Raw genomic sequence first — 1,167 nt, 5'->3', positions numbered from 1 at the left:
CTATAGTTAATTTCAAAATATGTCCCTTTATACTTTATACTTTCAATTTCAAGTATCTCCAGAGAAAGAGTGAGTCCAGTTTTCAAAACTTTTGATAACGACTCTTTAGCTGTCCAAAGCATCATGACATAAAAGGGGTAATCAGCGCCAAACTTCATAACTTTCGACAACTCTGAGTGAGTCATTTGGCTTTCCAATAAACCTGTTTTGTTTGGATCCATCAATTCAATGTCTATGCCCATTGGAAAAGCTTCTGGAAACACTATAGCTGCTCCCTGCTTCCCGCTGTGCGATATACCCACCTGTAAATTATGCAATTCAGGATGTTTGAGGATAGGTTGTCCAAAAACCCCATGATCTATCCATATGTCCCGCTCATTAAAGTACGGATAAAGTTCCTTAGCTGCAAACTTACCGCTTATTCTTCCCAACACATAACTGTAAAAACGATCCTTAAATTTTAACTGATTCAAATACTCGACTTCTTTGCAATGCAATAAACTCAGTTCTCTCTCTATATGTATGGGCTCTTCAACGAAAGAGAAGTTACCAAATCCAATCTTTATACAAGTGTCGTTCTTTTTCAAAAATAGCGTATCACTATATCTAAAATGCACCAAATTCACCAACCACCAAAATAAGGAGATGTTTTAAAATAATCAAACAATAATATTAAGTAAAATAACGATTGTAGAAAGCTTTTAAAATTGAATCGATCAGATCATTAGTTAAATCCGAAAGTTCTTTTTTTCTAAAAATTTTTGCCTTGAACTCTTCCTCGTGTAACTCATATATTGAGATGTCGATAAACGATTTTAGAAGGGAATCCACTTCACCTTTGTTCTGTGCAGTATACATGTGATCGAACACTTCGATTTCTTTAATGACACCCATTTGGGTTTTGACATAGAAAGTAATATTCTGGTTCCCTGAGTATCCCTCTAACCCATCAATTTTCAGATCGTAGCCTTCTCCATCAAGGTTTGAATCAAACATAAGTCATCCTCCTTTTAAAAACAAAAACATCGATCTTGGGATATTCCTGAGATCGACATTTTTAAATGAAAGCGTTATCATTTATTCTCGACAAACTTTTCCTTTTACAATCCTATGTACAAGAAATACTTTCAACATGCCGAAACAATGATTGAAATCACCCTTCTTGAT

The 1,167-nt window shown here is 34.8% G+C and carries 2 protein-coding genes; both read right to left on the bottom strand.

Annotation, left to right across the window (positions count from 1 at the left end; translation table 11 throughout):
• The coding region (locus WKI47_RS06650) for a 4'-phosphopantetheinyl transferase family protein (protein ID WP_340226393.1) at positions 1–617 on the bottom strand (617 nt) is incomplete at its 3' end.
• A gap of 55 nt (positions 618–672) precedes the next feature.
• Positions 673–996, bottom strand: coding sequence for a hypothetical protein (locus WKI47_RS06645; protein WP_340226392.1), 324 nt, complete (start codon positions 994–996; stop codon positions 673–675).
• Between the last annotated feature and the right edge of the window lie 171 nt (positions 997–1,167).

This window comes from Saccharibacillus sacchari (assembly GCF_037722395.1).
Taxonomy (GTDB): Bacteria; Bacillota; Bacilli; order Paenibacillales; family Paenibacillaceae; genus Saccharibacillus; species Saccharibacillus sacchari_A.
Note: the sequence above shows the minus strand (reverse complement) of the source record. Positions and strands in the feature narration are given on the sequence as shown.

What these genes read in the sequence shown, in the direction of transcription:
- WKI47_RS06645 (WP_340226392.1), bottom strand. Translation starts at nt 996, where the DNA reads ATGTTTGATTCAAACCTTGATGGAGAAGGCTACGATCTGAAAATTGAT.